This is a genomic window from Marinobacter sp. EN3 (assembly GCF_000475315.1).
Classification (GTDB): Bacteria; Pseudomonadota; Gammaproteobacteria; order Pseudomonadales; family Oleiphilaceae; genus Marinobacter; species Marinobacter nauticus.
The window spans coordinates 696,198-713,857 of the sequence record NZ_AXCC01000001.1; the positions used below are offsets into that span (position 1 = coordinate 696,198).

General features: G+C 56.4%; 14 protein-coding genes. 4 read left to right on the top strand and 10 right to left on the bottom strand.

What is annotated here, in order from left to right:
• Positions 1–11: 11 nt before the first annotated feature.
• The 6 genes from gspD to Q675_RS22830 form a co-directional block, all read right to left on the bottom strand.
• Complete coding sequence (gene gspD, locus Q675_RS22805) at positions 12–1,961, bottom strand: type II secretion system secretin GspD (protein ID WP_022991649.1); 1,950 nt, start codon at positions 1,959–1,961, stop codon at positions 12–14.
• A gap of 34 nt (positions 1,962–1,995) precedes the next feature.
• On the bottom strand, positions 1,996–2,844 hold the full coding sequence (locus tag Q675_RS22810) for a type II secretion system protein N (protein ID WP_022991650.1): 849 nt from the start codon (positions 2,842–2,844) through the stop codon (positions 1,996–1,998).
• A gap of 1 nt (position 2,845) precedes the next feature.
• Positions 2,846–3,637 carry a type II secretion system protein N gene (locus tag Q675_RS22815; RefSeq protein WP_023010607.1) on the bottom strand — a complete coding sequence of 264 codons (792 nt, stop codon included), beginning with the start codon at positions 3,635–3,637 and terminating at the stop codon, positions 2,846–2,848.
• A 166-nt stretch (positions 3,638–3,803) separates the two neighbouring features.
• Entirely contained in the window at positions 3,804–5,456 is a 1,653-nt protein-coding gene (gene groL / locus Q675_RS22820; protein ID WP_023010608.1) for a chaperonin GroEL, read from the bottom strand.
• Between the two features lie 76 nt (positions 5,457–5,532).
• Positions 5,533–5,820: a co-chaperone GroES gene (groES, locus tag Q675_RS22825; protein WP_011785505.1), complete on the bottom strand. Its 288-nt coding sequence runs from the start codon at positions 5,818–5,820 to the stop codon at positions 5,533–5,535.
• A gap of 196 nt (positions 5,821–6,016) precedes the next feature.
• Positions 6,017–6,574 carry an FxsA family protein gene (locus Q675_RS22830; RefSeq protein ID WP_023010609.1) on the bottom strand — a complete coding sequence of 186 codons (558 nt, stop codon included), beginning with the start codon at positions 6,572–6,574 and terminating at the stop codon, positions 6,017–6,019.
• Between the two features lie 72 nt (positions 6,575–6,646).
• Here Q675_RS22830 and Q675_RS22835 point away from each other — a divergent pair, with 72 nt between their 5' ends.
• Both Q675_RS22835 and Q675_RS22840 read left to right on the top strand, forming a co-directional pair.
• Positions 6,647–7,408, top strand: a complete 762-nt coding sequence (locus Q675_RS22835; RefSeq protein WP_023010610.1) for an SDR family oxidoreductase — start codon at positions 6,647–6,649, stop codon at positions 7,406–7,408.
• A 23-nt stretch (positions 7,409–7,431) separates the two neighbouring features.
• A complete protein-coding gene (locus Q675_RS22840) occupies positions 7,432–7,755 on the top strand; it encodes an MGMT family protein (protein WP_023010611.1) in 324 nt (107 codons plus the stop codon).
• A 42-nt stretch (positions 7,756–7,797) separates the two neighbouring features.
• On the opposite strand, the gene Q675_RS22845 is transcribed toward Q675_RS22840, so the two are convergent.
• A complete protein-coding gene (locus Q675_RS22845; RefSeq protein WP_011785509.1) occupies positions 7,798–9,312 on the bottom strand; it encodes a fumarate hydratase in 1,515 nt (504 codons plus the stop codon).
• 477 nt (positions 9,313–9,789) lie between these two features.
• Between Q675_RS22845 and Q675_RS22850 the strand changes: the two genes are divergently transcribed.
• Positions 9,790–12,600 carry a hypothetical protein gene (locus Q675_RS22850; protein WP_023010613.1) on the top strand — a complete coding sequence of 937 codons (2,811 nt, stop codon included), beginning with the start codon at positions 9,790–9,792 and terminating at the stop codon, positions 12,598–12,600.
• Between the two features lie 111 nt (positions 12,601–12,711).
• Here Q675_RS22850 and Q675_RS22855 read toward each other — a convergent pair whose 3' ends face one another.
• A complete protein-coding gene (locus Q675_RS22855; protein WP_023010614.1) occupies positions 12,712–13,767 on the bottom strand; it encodes a CaiB/BaiF CoA transferase family protein in 1,056 nt (351 codons plus the stop codon).
• Between the two features lie 186 nt (positions 13,768–13,953).
• On the opposite strand from Q675_RS22855, the gene Q675_RS22860 reads away from it, so the two are divergent.
• Positions 13,954–14,970 carry an AraC family transcriptional regulator gene (locus Q675_RS22860; protein WP_023010615.1) on the top strand — a complete coding sequence of 339 codons (1,017 nt, stop codon included), beginning with the start codon at positions 13,954–13,956 and terminating at the stop codon, positions 14,968–14,970.
• Between the two features lie 10 nt (positions 14,971–14,980).
• Here the strand turns inward: Q675_RS22860 and Q675_RS22865 are convergent, their stop codons facing one another.
• Complete coding sequence (locus Q675_RS22865) at positions 14,981–15,856, bottom strand: hypothetical protein (RefSeq protein WP_023010616.1); 876 nt, start codon at positions 15,854–15,856, stop codon at positions 14,981–14,983.
• Between the two features lie 4 nt (positions 15,857–15,860).
• Positions 15,861–17,507 carry a DNA recombination protein RmuC gene (gene rmuC / locus Q675_RS22870; RefSeq protein WP_023010617.1) on the bottom strand — a complete coding sequence of 549 codons (1,647 nt, stop codon included), beginning with the start codon at positions 17,505–17,507 and terminating at the stop codon, positions 15,861–15,863.
• Positions 17,508–17,660 lie beyond the last annotated feature (153 nt).

The window sequence follows — 17,660 nt, forward strand, 5'->3', positions numbered from 1 at the left end:
GAACCATTTGATTACTGCCGACGGCCTTCAAACAGCATATCGACTGACGGATCGGTTTCTTCCTGGGGCAAGCCAAGCTTCTCGCGCACTTCCAGGTTCACATCCCAGAGGCGGTTAAACTTTTCAGTGGTCGCCGCCACGGCATCTGCCTTACCCAGCATAATCGTGGGGCGCAGGAAAACCAGCAGGTTGCGCTTAACGCGGGTCTCGGATTCAGAAGAGAACAGCCGGCCGAGTACCGGGATATCGCCCAGCAGCGGCACCTTGCTCTTGCTGACCTGATAATCATCCTTGATCAGACCGCCCAGCACCACGGTCTCACCATCATCCGCCAGCACGGTAGTTTTGATCTCACGTTTGTTGGTGATCAGATCAGAAGCGTTATCTACAGCGGTCGTGGAAATGTCTTCAGTCGTCTGCTCAACCACAAGTCGCACCAAGCCATCTGCACTTATGGTCGGCGTCACTTTGAGTGAAAGGCCCACATCACGTCTTTCGATGGTAGTAAACGGGTTGGTGGTCCCGTCTCCGGTGACAGTGGACTGCCCAGTACGAAACGGTACGTTCTGTCCGACGATAATCTCGGACTCCTGATTATCCAAAGTAATGATACTGGGTGTGGACAGCAGGTTTGCAGCCGCCGAGGAGGAAAGCGCCTGAATAAGAACACCCCAAGTAACGCCGTCCTCATCGCGCTGTCCCGCACCGACCGTCAATCCACCTGCGAGTTGTGGGATGGTGTCACCCACCAACGCCCCAATTACTGAGTTAAGCCCAACCATACCCTGACTGCTCGTCAGATTAGTCCCCAGTACAGGAAACGAACCTGCAGACTCATCGCCAGCCGCCAGTTGCACCCCGAGCTGATCCCCCAGCTCATCACTGATTTCCACAATGGCCGCTTCAATCATAACCTGGGCACGGCGCACATCCAGCTGTGCTACAATCTGCTCGGCTTCCTGCATCAGGGAGGGGTCCCCCCGGACGACGAGAGCATTCAGCCCTTCGTCGGCAAAGACTGAAAAGCTGCTGCCCGGATTCCCGGCAGAGCCACCCGAACTGCCGCCAGCGCTACCCTCTTTCACTACCTCACCCATCACACCTTTGAGTATTTCGGTCAGGGTCTTGGCATCGGCATGACGAAGACGAATCACCTTGGTGGTTCCGCCACTTGCAGACGGTTGGTCCAGTTGGAGAATCAAACCGCGCATCTTGTCCCGAAAGGTTTCGTCGCCCCGCAGAATCAATCGATTGCTGCGCTCGTCGGCTGTCACGCTGTATTTGCGTGCGGCATTCTCACCGCCAGCGCGGCCAAGCTCTTCCGGTGCCAGCTCCTGCAGCAGGGTCACCATGTCACCAACCCAGGCTTCCTGCAGCTGAATCACTTCCACTTCGTATTTAGAGGGGCTGTCCAGTTCCCGCACGATCTGTTCAATGCGAGCGATGTTAGAGGCATGATCACTGACAATCAGGGCGTTTGCCGCAGCCACGCCCGCCAAATGGCCGTATTTGGCGACCAGGGGACGCAGAATCGGAACCAGTTCCAGGGCGTTGGCATTATCAATCTGGATAACACGGGTAATCAATTGCTCGGAAGGCGTTTGCGGAAACCTGTTCAGGTTCTCTGCAGACTGTTTGGCATCGACCTGCTGGACAATTTTGACGACTTCCTCTCCGGGGATCGCAGTAAAACCGTGCACATTCAGCACTGCCAGGAAAAGATCGTATATTTCGTCCTTGTTCATGGGGGCACTGGACAATACCGTCACTTTCCCTTTAACCCGGGGATCCACCACAAAGCTGTAGCCGGTTATGTCTGCCACCTGGGTGACAAAGGCCCGAATGTCCGCATCCTTGAGGTTCAGCCTCCAGGTTTCTTCCTGCGCCTGAGCCAGCGAAGCCAGCGGCAATAAAAGCGCGAACATGATTGCCTGGAGGAGGTTGATCTTGTGGTTATACATCTGGCGATATCGTCCTGTTATTTTGAGTACCCTGTCAGCGCCATTGTTCGGGTATGGCGTAACTGACCGTCAGCAGGGTTCCGTCACGTTCAATTTCTATATCCAGCTGCGGCTGGCTGCGCCAACTGTCCAGCAGCTGCTTGTCCTGCTCGATGTCGCCCAGAGGCTGACCGTTCACCGAGGTAATGATATCTCCCGGACGCAGATTCACGGCGTTCAGCATGGCGTTCGAGCCATCATACACATACCCGCCGCGATCCTCTGCAGGCTGCAGACCGTAGGTTGCCAATGCAGCCACGCCTTCACTGTCCAGCCGCGCTCTGGCGTCTTCCAGGTAGGTATCCGGCGATTCTGCCGTTTGCACAGGCTCTTCCGCAACCAGAGCTCCGGTATCCATCTGTTCCTCAAACGCCAGGGATTCATACCTTCCTCCCCGGCGTAGCAGGATTCGTCCAGCTTCGACTTCCGCCAGCTCAGCATTGCCCGGCAACTGGTCGCCAACCCGATAGTATTCGGTTTCGCCGTTACTTCCGGCAACTATAGCACCGGAGTCCTCAGGACGCTGCCCGACTAGCACACCCTCCAGCCTCAGGCGCAACCCGGTTTCCGGTGCCGATCGACGCACCACATCGGCCACGCCAGCCTGATTTTCCGGTCGCCCGAAGAATTCATAACCGGCGATCGGAGCCCCGGACACGCTGTTACGAGCGTCATTACCGGCCGCCGCCTGCCCAAAGATTTCCGGTACGGGCCGGTCATTCCAGGCGAACAACCAGGTCACTTTGGCAAGCTCGACCGCCAGGTAGAGCACCAGCGCAAGCAACAGCACATTCGCCAATGTACGCGACAAACGTTCCTGACTCCGAACGGGCAACTTCATCATATTACAGCCCTCCGGGCAGCAATGGCTGCCGGACCCGGAATACCACATCACCCGGTCTTGCGGAGTCTGGCCAGGGCTGTTGCGCCAGATCGACCATGCGTTTGTAGACCCGCAGCTCCATCATGCCATCCCAGAGAATGCTGGCATCAGCCGCCGGCCCGCTTGCCCCCTGCTCTGCCACCACCAGCGCAACGCCTCCGTCCACGGTATCCAGGTTCGCCTGCATGGGTGGAAACTCAGCCTGGCCTGTCTGATTACCCATGGGCCAGGTAACCGTGCCACCGCCCCAGCGCCCGAGCCCGTCTGCTGACTTCAGGCGACCGTCTGCCCAGGACATCTCGAAGCGATCCACAGACACGGTTCCCTCAATCATGGCGCCACCGCTCTGGCGTATGAGCTGCTCGAACTCGGCAACCGCTACCACGCCATTGGCACTGACTTCAAAATTACCCTGCCAACCGGCACTGGCAACCCCTTCCACGCGGGATTGTGACGAAGACACAGAAAACTCCAGCGGTATCGTCAACCCAGTCAGCGAGGGCCAGCCCAGCTGCCATTGCAACCTCGCCGGAAAACCGGCCACAACCACGCCGGCAGCGCCGCTCCACAGGCGGCCGGATACCTGCTGCACCCGGACCTGGTCTGGTAACTGTACCTGCGCCGATGCCTGCTGCCAAAGCCAGCCAGCCGGAACCAGAACAATCAGCGTGATCCCGTAAACCAGCAGACCGAGCAACAGCAGCAGAACCACTTTGCCAGGGCCGGGAAAGGATTTGGGTGGGGATTCAGTCATTGCAATTGGCACATTTAAAAACCGGTAGTCGAGTCTAACAAAGCCATTGGGCAAGTTCATGACAAAAAAACGAAAAACCCCGCGCCAGTGTGAACCAGCGCGGGGTTTTCAGGGGTAGATCGGGCCAGGCCTCAGAAACTGAGACCTGTTCGGGATCTGGCCGGCATTACATTATGCCACCCATGCCTCCCATTCCGCCCATGCCACCCATATCCGGCATACCACCGCCGGCTTTCTCGTCTTCCGGCTCGTCTGCAACCATCGCCTCGGTGGTGATGATCAGAGAAGCGACAGAAGCCGCTGCCTGCAGGGAAGAACGGGTTACCTTGGCGGGATCCAGGATACCCATTTCCAGCATGTCGCCGTACTGCTCGGTAGCAGCATTGAAGCCGAAGGAGCCTTCGCCTTCTTTTACCTTGGCAACCACCACAGAAGACTCACCGCCTGCGTTGAATACGATCTGACGCAGCGGAGCTTCCATGGCGCGACGCAGAATGTTCACACCGGCTTTCTGCTCGTCGTTGATGGCGTCTACCTTGTCCAGAGCCGCAATAGCGCGGATGAGGGTAACACCACCACCAGCTACGATGCCTTCTTCAACGGCAGCGCGGGTGGAGTGCAGAGCGTCTTCAACGCGGGCCTTCTTCTCTTTCATTTCAACTTCAGAGCCGGCGCCCACTTTGATGACAGCGACGCCACCAGCCAGCTTGGCGACGCGCTCTTGCAGCTTCTCTTTGTCGTAATCAGAGCTGCTGTCTTCGATCTGCTTGCGAATCTGCTCAACGCGAGCGCTGATATCAGCCTCGGCACCAGCGCCACCGATGATCGTGGTGTTTTCCTTGGTCACATTGACACGCTTGGCAGTACCCAGGTCATCCAGAGTGGTGTTTTCCAGGGTCAGGCCGACTTCTTCGGAAATCACAGTACCGCCAGTCAGAATGGCGATATCCTGCAGCATTTCCTTGCGACGGTCACCAAAGCCAGGCGCCTTCACAGCGTTGACTTTCACAATGCCGCGCATGTTGTTGACCACCAGAGTAGCCAGGGCTTCGCCTTCGATGTCTTCAGCGATGATCTGGAGCGGCTTGCCAGCCTTGGCAACGGCTTCCAGCACCGGCAGCAGTTCGCGGATGTTGGAGATCTTCTTGTCGACCAGCAGGATGTACGGGTCTTCCAGCTCGGCAGACATGTTGTCCTGGTTGTTGATGAAGTACGGGCTCAGGAAACCGCGGTCAAATTGCATGCCTTCAACCACGTCCAGCTCGTCTTCCAGGCCACGGCCTTCCTCAACGGTAATGACGCCTTCTTTACCCACTTTTTCCATCGCGTCTGCGATGATCTTGCCGATGGTTTCGTCACCGTTGGCGGAGATAGTACCGACCTGGGCGATCATGCGGCTGTCGTCGCAGGGCTTGGCCATTTCACGGATGGCTTTAACAGCTTCGGCGGTACCTTTGTCGATACCACGCTTCAGGTCCATCGGGTTCATGCCGGCAGTCACGGCCTTGATACCCTCATTCACGATGGACTGGGCCAGTACGGTCGCCGTCGTAGTACCGTCACCAGCAGTTTCGTTGGCCTGGGAAGCGACTTCCTTCACCATCTGCGCGCCCATGTTCTCGAACTTGTCTTTGAGCTCGATTTCCTTGGCCACAGATACGCCGTCCTTGGTCACAGTCGGAGCGCCGAAAGACTTCTCCAGAACCACGTTACGACCTTTGGGGCCCAGTGTTACCTTGACCGCGTCCGCCAGGATGTTAACACCTGCTACCATGCGCTTACGGGCGCTATCACCGAATTTAACGTCTTTTGCTGCCATGTCTTCTATTCCTGTTCGTTAAACCGAAAATTGAACCAATCGGATTAATGAGCGTTCGTGCCTGTCGCTGTTGCGATCACTCAAGCACGCCGTAAATATCGTTCTCACTCATGATGAGCAGCTCTTCACCGTCAACCTTCACGGTGTTACCGGCGTACTGACCGAAGACCACGGTGTCACCCACCTTGACCGCCAGTGCACGGGTTTCGCCGTTATCCAGAATGCGGCCATTACCCACAGCGATCACTTCGCCCTGGGAAGGCTTTTCTTTGGCATTACCCGGCAGCACGATGCCACCCGCAGTTTTCTCTTCTTCTTCCTTACGGCGTACGACAACACGATCGTGTAGCGGACGAATTTTCATTGCTCTGTTTCTCCAATAGTCAGATTAATGTGGCAATGACAATTGCATGTTAAAAATGTCTGGCCGGAGAACCGGACCCGACAAATTGCCCCGGCATCCAAGCCACTGATAGACAGCGGTTTTCAGCCTGAAGCGAATCTGTGCTGTGTTAATGGGGTTGAGCGAAAGGTTTTCAACACCCGCAACGAAAAAAATTTCACTTTTTTTCCTGCTCATCCTGATCAGACTGCCCCTGCTGGAGCTGGCCCCTATCAGTCCGGGTCTGATCCTGGTACTCGCCTTCAATGATGTTGCCGTTGGCATCACGATCGAATGGTCGCTGCTGGCCAAAAGGGCCTTGCCCGAAGGGCCCTGCACCGCCTCCAGCGCTGAAAAAGAAACTCCGGCCGTGATTCTGCCCCGCCACCGTCATCCGCTTCAGCGCCTGCGATGCCAGCCAATGGCGAGAGCCCGGCAACAGACACAAAAAGCCGAAGGTGTCGGTGATAAACCCCGGCGTGAGCAACATAGCGCCGCCGACCGCCAGAATCAGCCCCTCGGCTACTTCCTTGGCCGGTAACTCGCCGCTGTTGAGGCGCTCATTCGCCCGTAACAAGGTCGCCAGGCCCTGCTGGCGCAGCAACCAGGCCCCGATTACAGCCGTCAGAAACACCAGCCCGACCGTGTTCAACACGCCGATAACGCTACCAACCTGAATCAGTACCGCCAGCTCGGCAATGGGCATAACGATGAAAAGAAAAAAGAAAACGGGCAAAATGCCTCCCCATAAAAACGATGCAGACACACAGAGAACGTAAAACACCTCTGAACTTAATTAGGGCAAACCATGAAACTTCAAGATTCTGTTATCGCAATCACTGGTGGCGGCCAGGGCCTCGGCCGCGCAATGGCTGAATACCTGGCAGCCAAAGGCGCCAGGCTGGCACTCATCGACCTGATGGAAGACAAGCTGGCTGAAGCCGCTGAGGCCTGCAAACTGGCCGGTGGCGACGCCAAAACCTATGTCTGTAACGTCGCCAAAGAAGAAGACGTTGAGGTAACCTTTCAGGCAATCATCAATGACTTCGGCCACCTCAACGGCCTGGTGAACAACGCCGGCATCCTGCGCGACGGCCTGATGGTGAAATTCAAGGACGGCAAACTCGAGAAGCGCATGGAGCTAGCCCAGTGGCAGTCCGTGATCGACGTTAATCTCACCGGCGTTTTCCTGTGCGGCCGTGAAGCGGCCACCCGCATGATCGAAAACGGCGACCATGGCGCGATCATCAACATCGCCTCCATCTCCCGCGCCGGAAACATGGGCCAGAGCAACTACTCCGCCGCCAAAGCCGGCGTATCTGCCCTGGTGCCAGTGTGGGCCAAAGAACTCGCCCGCTACGGCATCCGCTGCATGGGCATCGCCCCAGGGTTTATCGAAACCGAAATGACCGCCTCCATGAAGCCCGAAGCCCTGGAGAAAATGACCGCCGGCATCCCCCTGAAACGCATGGGCAAGCCAGAGGAAATCGCCTCAGCGGTAGCGTTTATCTTCGAGAACGACTACGTTTCTGGCCGCATGATCGAGGTGGACGGCGCCCTGCGCCTGTAACCCGGCCAATACCGGAGCTCTGAATGAACGAGTCCGAAAAGGAACCGACAAAGGAGCAGAAAATCTGGCAGGTAGTGGCCGCGATTCCGAAAGGGAAAGTGGCCAGCTACGGCCAGGTAGCCGCCATGGCCGGCCTCGGACGCCAGGCGCGTTTCGTTGGCCGTGCCCTGGGCAAACTGCCCGCCGGCCACTGCATTCCCTGGTATCGGGTTATCCGGAGCAATGGCCAGATCGCTTTTCCTGAAGGCACGGAAACCTGCCAGCTTCAAACAGAGAAACTGAGGCTGGAAGGGGTGGAAGTGTATAAAGGAAGGGTAAAGATGAAGGACTTTCAGTGGCAGCCTTGAGCCGAACGCCCAAGGCTGCCACCGGACCAACAAAGACTCAGATCAAACCGCCTTGGCGGCAATGATCTTGTCGTGCCACTCAACCGGGCCGGTCTGGTGCACGGAACTGCCACGGGAATCCACGGCTACGGTTACCGGCATTTCTTCCACCTCAAACTCGTAGATGGCTTCCATACCCAGCTCTTCGAAGGCCACCACCTTGGCGCCCTTGATGGCCTTGGAGACCAGGTACGCAGCACCACCCACCGCCATCAGATACACTGCGCCGTGCTTCTTGATGGCGTCGATGGCAACCTGGCCACGCTCGGCTTTGCCGATCATGCCAGTCAGGCCGGTTTTTTCCAGCATGGTGTCAGTGAACTTGTCCATGCGGGTTGCAGTAGTAGGGCCGGCGGGACCAACCACTTCTTCGCGCACCGGATCAACCGGGCCCACGTAGTAAATGAAGCGGCCTTTCAGATCGACCGGCAGCTCTTCACCGCGCTCGATCATATCCACCATCTTCTTGTGGGCAGCATCACGGCCGGTCAGCATCTTGCCGGACAGCAGAACGGTTTCACCCGGCTGCCAGTCTTTCACGTCTTCCGGAGTTACAGTGTCCAGATTCACACGGCGAACATTCTCGCCAACTTCCCAGGTGATTTCCGGCCAGTCGTCCAGGCTCGGCGGGGTCTGCAGGGACGGGCCCGTACCATCCAGCACAAAGTGTGCGTGGCGGGTAGCGGCGCAGTTCGGAATGATCGCCACCGGCTTGTTGGCCGCGTGGGTGGGGTAATCCTTAACTTTCACATCCAGAACGGTGGTCAGGCCACCCAGCCCCTGGGCGCCGATGCCCAGCTCGTTCACCTTCTCGAACAGCTCCAGGCGCAATTCCTCGGCACGATTGGAGGCACCGCGGGCCTGCAGATCGTGAATATCGATCGGATCCAACAGAGCCTCTTTCGCCAGCTCCATCGCCTTCTCAGCGGTACCACCAATACCAATACCCAGCATGCCAGGCGGACACCAGCCAGCACCCATCTGCGGCACCATCTTCAACACCCAGTCCACGACCGAGTCGGACGGGTTCAGCATGGCAAACTTGGACTTGGCTTCAGAGCCACCGCCCTTGGCTGCCACGTGCACGTCTACGGTGTTACCGGGCACCATCTTGTAGTGGATGATGGCGGGGGTGTTGTCCTTGGTGTTCTGGCGCTTGCCGTCCGGATCTGCCAGCACAGAGGCCCGCAGCACGTTGTCCGGATGGGTGTAAGCACGGCGTACACCTTCGTTGATCACGTCGTCCAGCGCCATGTCGCACTCGAACTTCACATCCATACCGATGTTCACGAACACGGTGACGATACCGGTGTCCTGACAGATCGGGCGATGGCCCTGGGCACACATGCGGGAGTTGATCAGAATCTGGGCCATGGCATCCTTGGCCGCCTGGGACTCTTCCTTCTGGTAGGCCTCGTACACGGCCTGAATGAAATCCTTCGGGTGATAATAGGAAATGAACTGCAGCGCATCGGCTACGCTTTCGATCAGGTCGTCCTGGCGGATCACGGTGGTCATAGTGGCCTCATCAGCTTTCTGATTATCGGAAGTATGCGGAGCCACCAAAGCAGCCCCCTGCTTATATAAGGAAGCGAGAGTTTACCAGAAATTCGACACAGCGGTTGATGCGACAGAAGGCGCAAATGCTATGTACGCCAGCGAAAATAGCTATGACGGTAAAACCAATTCGCAACAATTTGTTAAAACAGGCATTACCCGGCCACTGGAACTCGACAAACGGCGGAGCGGCCACTATTTTTGATTGAGGGCCACTCCAAGGGTGCGAAGAGGGTTTCCAGAAGCAGAATCACACTTTTGGCTGATCAACACTTGCTACTCTGTCGCTATAGTCGAAGCTACAGAAATTGGCTTTTAAGTGCTGGCTACAATTTCAGACAACCAACAAATCAGAAAAGGCAATGCGCGGAATCCTGGGGCCGACCGGTTCCGTCTACGCCGGATATAACGACACAACAACAGGAAAAGGTTCCACCCATGTTCAAGAAAACTCTAATAAGTCTTGCCGTGGCTTCTTCCCTTGGGTTGACGGGCTGTTTTGACAGTGGTTCCACCGGGAAAAATGCGAATCCGGATTATAAGATTACTGACACAACCCTCGCAGATACCAGGCCGATATTTAATCCCAATCCTCTCTCAGACGATTTCGAAGTAAATTTCAGCAAAGATATAAGCGTTCCGGCTAGCTTTGATCTCCACCTGCTACTCAAAGCGTCTCTTGGGCCAAACTATGACTTTACTGATGTGCGCGGATTTGGCCTTGCTGGCCACTCCGTTAACTCACACATCGACATCGAATTCAACGGCTCACTCGAGAAGGGCAGTATCGAGGCGGGTCAGTCCGTTTTCCTCGTGCCACTCAACACGACTCCACTTGCAGAAAGCCTGAACAAGCTCGAGCTCACGTCAAACCCAGCATTCATTGACCTCAGCTCTGAAGCCGGGCCTTTTGATCTTGCGAAATATGAGTCACAACGCATCCGAGCAACAGCCATCTCTCTGAACAATGAAGAGAACAACGTTCTGAGGATCACCCCCCTTGAGCCGCTCGAGCCACAAACAAAATACCTGGTGATCGTGACCTCAAACGTCAAAGATTCAGCAGGAAAATCGACTGGGCCTTCTCAGACATATAAAGGTTTCACAGAACAGGCGCTTGGAAACCCAGCGCTGAAATCGGTAGTGGATGTTGTTCAGGCATCAGACACGCTGGGTGAGCTATGGCTTACAAAGGCCGGCATTGATGCGGATATAACACTCGCCTACACAGTGACAACCACTAACACTGAAACTGTTTTCAACTCAATCGCCTCCCCAGCAACCTACCTGGAAACCTTGGGCCAGCAAATTGTTGTTTACTCAGCACTGCAAAAAGCCCGGGAACTTATTCAGGCGGAAATTGCAGCAGGCGATAGAGAGGCTTCAGACTTCACAGCCACTAACATTTTTGCCAGAGTGCAAGCTGCATTGGCGAAAACCGGAGAGGCCGCAGCCGCAGATCCGATCGTTCAGGCCGTTGGTCCGTATATTCAAAACCCCGCTCTGATCGCGGACAACATTGTTCCCGCGACAGTCCCCGCACTTCCGTTTCCGAAACCCAGGACAGCCAGATTCTACAATCATCAAGACGCGGAAGATCTGCCATTTATACCTGCCGATGCCAATAATCCACTGAACCAGGCTGCTAGTGTCGTCAAAGTAGCTGAGGGCGCAATCGAGTTGCCCTACTATCTTGACATTCCCAACTCAGCTGTTGAGGAGAGCGTCAAGTTAACAATCGGTGGAAAGTGGTCTGGCTCAACAACTCTGGAAGATACGATCAACGAACAGATTGATACGCTGAGAAATAGCAGCCCGGGTCTGGCGAACCTGCCATCATTTGCCTTCCCACGCGATGCAGACGGAAAGACGTTCAACGTCAACCAATACATGCCTTTCCCGGAGCAGAAAGGTTCTGTTGCCGTTCCGGTAACCGTGTTCTATCCGAAGACTGGTTGTGCCACTGGGTCCGGTATAACTGATGTCGTTATCTTCCAACACGGCATCACCACTGACCGTAGCGTTGCGGCACTGCCCGCAATTAATATGGCAGCCCAAACCCTCGAAGCAGGCAAGTGCGTAGCGACTGTCGCAATAGACCAGCCACTCCATGGCTTGGCGGGTGGCCCTCTGCCGGGAGCGTTACCAGGGCTAAGTCCAATTTCAGCTTTTGGGGATATTTCAGCTGACTTCTCAGAGGGAGCGGTCATCAGTGAGCGCCATTTCATGGCAACACGCGATAATGATGCCGATGGGTTCGCCGCTACATTCGCGGACACTCTGGCTGATGTAGAGAGTGGCAGCCTGTTCCTGAACCTTGTGAGCCCAGAGACGGCCCGCGATAATATTCGTCAGGCGGTCTTGGACCTGCTGAATCTCTCGGCAACTGTGAATTTTGCCAAAGAGTTGAACCCACTAGCATTCAACTTTGCAGAGGTTGGCACTGTTGAATTAAGTGCTGCCAAGTTCCACTTTGTGGGACACTCACTCGGCGGAATATCAGGACTGCCCTTCGCGGCACTGTCCAAAGATCCTGTAGTTCGCGGCAGTTACGCTGCACTGGGATCTCAAGCAGCCTTTGCGGATCTTGATTCCATTGCACTCATGAATACTGGGGGCCAGTTGACGCGAATCGTTGAGAACTCTGGAGCCTTTAGCCAGGTGGCGTTGCCCGCGCTTGATGCTGCTGGCTTTTCACAAGGTACCAGTCAGTTTGAAAACTTCATGTATATCTTCCAGTCTGTCGTGGACGATATTGATCCGGTTAACTATGCCAAGCGCCTCGGCGAGGATCTCGGTGCAAGCAACCTGTTGATCTCATCCGTTGTTCCAGATTTGACTGTACCCAATGAGGCTAATGTGAATCCTTTGCGCCAGGCGACGAGTTCGCCATTGACCGGTACAGAGCCACTCATGGCACTGCTAAACCTGGGGGCAAATGGTGGCGATCTTGTTGATAGCAGCATCGTTGACAGCACCCTTGGCGCGCCCGCAGGTTTGGTTTCAACCTTCTTCGATGGCACCAACCCTTGCACTGATGCGAATCACGGCACCTTTGTGGCCCCTGCGGTTCCAGCAGATCAAGACGATCCAGACCCCATTTGCCCGAATGGCAGCAATACCTCTGATGCATTCGCTGAGATGATTGCCCAGGTTATTGGCAACATCACAGGTGCCGGCATACCTGGAGGCGATCGACTGAGCCCAAGCCCCACCATTGAGCGGGTTCTCGACCAAGACAAACAGTAAGTCCTGATTGAGACCAAAACTGAAACTTTGCCCCGGCTTTTAGCCGGGGCTTTTATTATCGGGGATTTGGAGGAGTGATATTTCTGTTAAAGATGAAAACAAGCTAACGAGTTAGAACTTCATGACCGATCCGAGCTGCCGCTGCCCCACCCCATCCCCCCGATCCCGCTCAACCACCATTCGCCGAGCCTTAATCTGAGGATGCTCCGCCGCCTCCTCAATGCTCAGCACCGGCTCCACACAAGCATCCACTTCCGCAAAAACCTGCCGCCACTCGGCAAACGTCTTCGCCGCAATCTTTTCCTTAATCGCCGCTTTCAGTGTTTGCTGGTGCTCCGGGTTCTGGCTCAGGGCAAAGCTTTTCATTTCGCTGATGCCCAGCGTGTCACACAACCGTGCCGAGAACTGCGGTTCCAGGCTCCCGACAGACAACCAGCGGCCATCTCTGGTCTGGTAATAGTCGTAGAAGGTGCCACCATTGAGCATGCCGCTTTCGGGCTTCTGAGGCTGTCCGCCTGCCAGGGCAGCAGCACCCGCCATGGCATTCAGGGCGAAGGCGGCATCGGTCATGCTGATGTCGATAAAGGCGCCCTCTCCGGTTTCCTGGCGTTTGATGACCGCAGCGAGGATGCCCATCACAGCGTGATGGGAGCCTCCGGCCACGTCGGCAATCTGAATGCCCATGGGTGGTGGACCGCTGTCGGCACGACCGCAGTGGCTGGCAACACCGGAAATAGCAAGATAGTTGATATCGTGGCCTGCCCTGTCCTTATAGGGACCGGTTTGGCCATAGCCCGTAATGGCACAGTAAATCAGCTTGGGATTGATGGCTTTGAGTACCTCATAGCCTATCCCGAGGCGGTCCATGACGCCCGGGCGAAATTGCTCCACCACGATGTCGTAGTCCTGAACCAGCTGCTTGACCCTTTCAACACTCTCGGGCTGCTTCAGGTTCAGTTGCAAGGTTTGCTTGCCGCGACTGAGGTAGGAAAAGGTGGTGCTGAATTTGCCGTCAAACGGTGGCATTACCTTGGCCAGATCCACCCGGTCCGGAGCTTCAATTCTGAGCACTTCCGCGCCCATATCGGCGAGCATCATGGTGGCGTAGGGTCCGGGCAGCAAGGTGCTGAAATCCAGAATTCTCAGGTTGGCGAGCGGGGCTGCCATAAAGCGTCTCCTTGTTTTTGGTCGGCGGCAATAACTTTGTCTCATGCTGCCGGGTTTTGCAGGCCGGGCCAACTGCCGGTTCCTTCATTCGTATTGACCGTTTCTTCCATCTTCCGGCAAATCATAGGCTTGCATTGTCGTGTCGGGCACTTATGATGAAGTTCGTTCTTTCTTCTGGCTGCCTCTATGTCAACACTTACGGTCTCCCGACATTTTGTTGAAGCTTCCCTGTCCGGCGTTGAGCGCCTGGGCCTGGACGGCCGCGCACTGCTTCAGGAGGCCGGGATCTCGCCGGATCTGCTGCGTATCGAAATGGCACGGGTAAGCAGTGACCAGTTCAGCAGGCTGATGCAGGTAATCTGGCAGCGCACTGGCGATGAGTTTATGGGCATGGGGCCACGCCGTGCCCGCTCCGGAACGTTCGCCACCATGTGTGCGTTGGTGGTCGGTTGCCAGACGCTGGAAGAGGTATATCAACAGGCCTTCCGGTTCTCTCGGCTGTTCGAACCGATGGTGTCCATGGAGCTTGAAATCCTCAATGACCGTGCGCGCCTGGTCACGCGAATTGAAGGCAGCATCCACGACCCGGACTATTTTCTGCGCGAGAGCATTCTGGTGATCTGGCACCGGCTGGGCAGCTGGCTCATTGGCCAGCCCGTAGAACTGGAGCAAGCTGAGTTCGATTACCCGAGGCCAGACCACGGGGACGAATACCGGCACATTTTTCATTGTCCGCTGGCGTTCGAGTCCGACTGTACGGCATTGACCTTCAGCAAACGTTTCCTCTCCGCCCCGGTGATTCGGGACAAGCCGGAAATGCGACAATTCCTGAAAACCTCCCCGGCAGACCTGCTGTCACGACCGGATGAGAGCAACACCTGGACCGGTCGTATTCGGGGCCTGATTGGCCGTGACTTCTCCAAACCCATGCCGGATTTCGACTGGATAGCACAAGAGCTGCACACCAGCCCGCAAACCCTCAGGCGCCGCCTGAAGCAGGAGAACACGTCGTTTCAGGAGATCAAGGATCTATTGCGGCGGGATATGGCCATCTACTATCTGGCCCATCCGGAGATGCCCATCAACGATATTGCCGAACGGGTAGGCTTTACCGAACCATCCACCTTCCATCGGGCCTTCAAGAAGTGGACGGGGGTCACCCCGGGCGCCTGGCGGGAAGGCGAACGGGGCGATCTGGTCTGAACACCCGGCCTTACGAACTTCCCTGCTGCAGGTTCCGGATCAAGCGCCCCAGAGTTCGGGCAATGTCCCGGGCCTGATCGCGATTCTCCGCCAACTGGAAAAGCCGGGAGCCGTCCCGCGGATCATAAACCCAGCAGGCTCCGACCACCGGTTCACAATCCCAACGCAACTGAGGATTCACACCGAATACCGACAGAGACAGGGTTCTGCGAACGGTGGTGCCATCGGGATTGCGCTCGATGTCCTGAATACTGATATTGCCATCATCCAGAGCCACCTGGTACTGGCGATCTGCTGGCCTGTCCAGGCGCACCACCGTTTTGTCACGCCGCCAGCCAGCGGTCTCAAGCAGAGTATTCAGATGGATGACCAGAGCCTCCCTGTCCGAGCCTGCCAGATACAGCTGGCGCAGCGTCTTCACATCCTGTTCATTCGCCGGCTCAATCACGGCCACGGGCTCGTTGGCACTGGCCTGCCCTTCGGCCAGAGCGCGAACACTGGCACGGCTGGCCTTCTCAATGTCCGTAATCAGCTTCAGGCTTTGCTGGTAATGCGTGCCCTCTGCCCCGGCCCGGGTAATGTATTGCTCCAGTGCTGAACGTGCCTCATTCAGATGATTGGCCTGCAACATGGCCCGGCCGCGATAGTAGTAATACTCGGCGGGCTTCTCTCCCTCCATGGCCTGAAGGCGGTTCAGGTACTCCCCTGCCTCACTCCAGTTCTCTGCTGCAACGGCTTCTTCAGTCGCCAGCATCAAGCGGCGAATCTCGTGTTCCGGAGCCAAGGCATGGGCGAATCCCGCCTGCAGGGCAAGAACAGAAGACAACACCAGGCCCGCAAATACCCTGTGACCAGGCAAACGCCTTTTTTTCATGGATGACAACATACCGCTACTCCTGTTGGTCCTCTGCCCGGGCTTCCCCGGCGTCCGTAGGCTCCCTGTCGATGGCGGGCGTATCTCCCGGCTCATCGGCGTCTTCAGAATCGACCTCGGCCTGATCCACTATCGACTTGGGCAACTCTTTTTTAACCCTGACCCCCAGCTCCACAAACCGATTGGCCTGGGAAATCAGATTACCACGGCCCCGGGTCAGGGTATTCATGGCATTATCGTAGGTGCCCTGGGCCGTGTGTAACTGGCTTCCCAGCTTTTCCATAGCCTCTACAAACACCCGGAGCTTGTCATAGACCGCGCCGGCGCGATCGGCAATGCGGCGGGCATTCTGGCTCTGGCGTTCATAACGCCAGATATTCTCAATGGTTCTCAGTGTCGCCAGCAGGGTGGTAGGCGTCACCACAATAATCTTCCGCTCAAATGCTTCTGCGAAGAGATTCTCGTCCTGCTGGAATGCTGCCACAAATGCCGGCTCAATGGGCATGAACAGCAGCACGAAATCGGGAGAATGCAGCCCGTTAAGCTGACTGTAATCTTTCTCGCTCAATGCACGGATGTGATTGCGAACCGCCTCAACATGCTGCTTCAGCGCCGCAGCGCGTTCTTCCTCCTGATCTGCGGTCACCCACTGCTGATAGGCCACCAACGATACTTTGGAATCAATCACCAGATTTCGCTGGTCCGGCAAATGCACGATGACATCGGGCCTCAACAACTGATTATCTTCGTCCCGGTAACTCCCCTGGGTTTCGTACTCGACCCCTTTGCGCAGGCCCGACCGTTCCAGCACCCGCTCCAGGATCAACTCACCCCAGTTGCCCTGAATTTTCTTGTCACCTTTGAGAGCGCGGGTCAGATTGGCGGCTTCTTCGGTAATTTGCCGGTTCAGCTCCTGCAACGATTTTATTTCGCTGCGAAGCGCCTGACGATCCCGGGTTTCCGTGGTGTAGACATCCTCAACCCGTTTGCGGAAATCCTGCAGCTGGTCGCGGAAGGGGTTAAGCAAGGAGTCCAGGCTGGTTTTGGATTGCTGGCTGAAGCGCTCACTTTTCTGCTCGAAAATCCGGTTCGCCAGGTTCTCGAATTCCTGTTTCAGTGCATCTCGATTTTTTTCCAGCAACTCCAGTTTTTCCGAGGCACTACGGCGCTCTTTATCCAGAGTGACCTGCTGCTCGCGTAACTCGACCTTCAACTGGCCCAGCTCTTCTGAGAGCGTTTCAGCCCGCTGCTGGTATTGACTGCTCTCACTTGCCAGTTGCGCAACCCGATCCTGTTTTGCCGCCAGCTCCGAGTCCAGAGCCGCCAATCGGTTTTCCAGGTTGGCGGACTGCTGTCGCCAGTGCTCGATGCCCTGCTCCAGCTGCCCAGAGCGGGCTTTCTGCTCCTCGAGTGCGGCCTGCAGATGTTCAACTTCCTGTTCATGCAACGCCTGCACCTGCTCGCTATCTCTCAGTTGCCTGTCCCGGGTGTCCAGTTCCTCGCGCAAGGCAGACTCGGTGGCTCTATCCTGACGCCGACGCCACAGCAGCCAGATCATGCCGGCCAGAAGCAAGGCGGCACTCGCCACCAGAGCAAGGAACCAGCCTGCCAGCCATTCCGGACGTTCAGCCATGGTGAGGGTAAGCGCATCTAGCACCAGCATGTTCTCCTTGGTCTTCGTTGGTCAGTTCAGGGCATGGCCCCGGGATCAAAGCCTGACAGTCTACCGCAATGCTCACCCTTTTTTCTTGTTGGCGGAACGGTGCCACCAGGCCGGCCTCGACTGTTTGGCATTTATCAACATTGCGTCAATCCA

What these genes read in the sequence shown, in the direction of transcription:
- gspD (WP_022991649.1), bottom strand. Translation starts at nt 1,961, where the DNA reads ATGTATAACCACAAGATCAACCTCCTCCAGGCAATCATGTTCGCGCTT.
- Q675_RS22810 (WP_022991650.1), bottom strand. Translation starts at nt 2,844, where the DNA reads ATGATGAAGTTGCCCGTTCGGAGTCAGGAACGTTTGTCGCGTACATTG.
- Q675_RS22815 (WP_023010607.1), bottom strand. Translation starts at nt 3,637, where the DNA reads ATGACTGAATCCCCACCCAAATCCTTTCCCGGCCCTGGCAAAGTGGTT.
- groL (WP_023010608.1), bottom strand. Translation starts at nt 5,456, where the DNA reads ATGGCAGCAAAAGACGTTAAATTCGGTGATAGCGCCCGTAAGCGCATG.
- groES (WP_011785505.1), bottom strand. Translation starts at nt 5,820, where the DNA reads ATGAAAATTCGTCCGCTACACGATCGTGTTGTCGTACGCCGTAAGGAA.
- Q675_RS22835 (WP_023010610.1), top strand. Translation starts at nt 6,647, where the DNA reads ATGAAACTTCAAGATTCTGTTATCGCAATCACTGGTGGCGGCCAGGGC.
- Q675_RS22840 (WP_023010611.1), top strand. Translation starts at nt 7,432, where the DNA reads ATGAACGAGTCCGAAAAGGAACCGACAAAGGAGCAGAAAATCTGGCAG.
- Q675_RS22845 (WP_011785509.1), bottom strand. Translation starts at nt 9,312, where the DNA reads ATGACCACCGTGATCCGCCAGGACGACCTGATCGAAAGCGTAGCCGAT.
- Q675_RS22850 (WP_023010613.1), top strand. Translation starts at nt 9,790, where the DNA reads ATGTTCAAGAAAACTCTAATAAGTCTTGCCGTGGCTTCTTCCCTTGGG.
- Q675_RS22855 (WP_023010614.1), bottom strand. Translation starts at nt 13,767, where the DNA reads ATGGCAGCCCCGCTCGCCAACCTGAGAATTCTGGATTTCAGCACCTTG.
- Q675_RS22860 (WP_023010615.1), top strand. Translation starts at nt 13,954, where the DNA reads ATGTCAACACTTACGGTCTCCCGACATTTTGTTGAAGCTTCCCTGTCC.
- Q675_RS22865 (WP_023010616.1), bottom strand. Translation starts at nt 15,856, where the DNA reads ATGTTGTCATCCATGAAAAAAAGGCGTTTGCCTGGTCACAGGGTATTT.
- rmuC (WP_023010617.1), bottom strand. Translation starts at nt 17,507, where the DNA reads ATGCTGGTGCTAGATGCGCTTACCCTCACCATGGCTGAACGTCCGGAA.